Source organism: Helcococcus bovis (assembly GCF_046035835.1).
GTDB lineage: Bacteria > Bacillota > Clostridia > Tissierellales > Peptoniphilaceae > Helcococcus > Helcococcus bovis.
Window position 1 is genome coordinate 1 of record NZ_JBFNGB010000051.1, and the last position, 645, is coordinate 645.

The 645-nt window shown below is 31.5% G+C and carries 1 pseudogene; it reads left to right on the top strand.

Annotated features, from left to right (window positions below):
* Positions 1 to 13 precede the first annotated feature (13 nt).
* A pseudogene (locus tag ABGF48_RS08455) lies at positions 14 to 645 on the top strand (23S rRNA (uracil(1939)-C(5))-methyltransferase RlmD); the annotation flags it as partial.

The following is a 645-nucleotide window of genomic DNA, read 5'->3' on the forward strand; positions in this document are numbered from 1 at the left end:
CTACAGAAATAAGATGGAATACACATTTGGTGACGAAGTTAAGCATGGACCATTGACATTAGGAATGCATAAAGTCGGTCGTTTTTATGAAATAGTTGAAGATGGAGGATGTCAAATATCGCACACTGATTTTGAAGTAATACGAGAATACACACAAAATTTCTTTAGAAAATATGAATTTGATTTTTACCATAAAGTTTCACATCATGGATTTTTAAAGTTTTTTGTAATAAGATATTCATTTTATCAAAAAGCATTCATGCTAAATCTTGTAACAGCAACAACTGATAAGCTTACTCAAGAAATTTTTGATGACTTCATTTCAGGCTTCCAAAGTATGAATATTGAAGGAAAAATAACTTCATTTTACCACACAATTTCAGATTCAATTTCTGATGCAATCAAGCCCGATACAATTACGAAAATTTGGGGAGAAGAGCATTTAACAGAAAAAATTAATGGATTAATTTTTAATATAAGTCCATTCTCATTCTTCCAACCAAATCCAAAAGGGGCTGAAAATCTATACAATAGAGCGGTAGAATTTGCCGGAGAAATAGATAACAAGACAGTTTACGATCTATATTGCGGCACGGGAACAATTTCGCAAATCTTTGCTAAAAAAGCAAAAAAAGTAATCGGAGT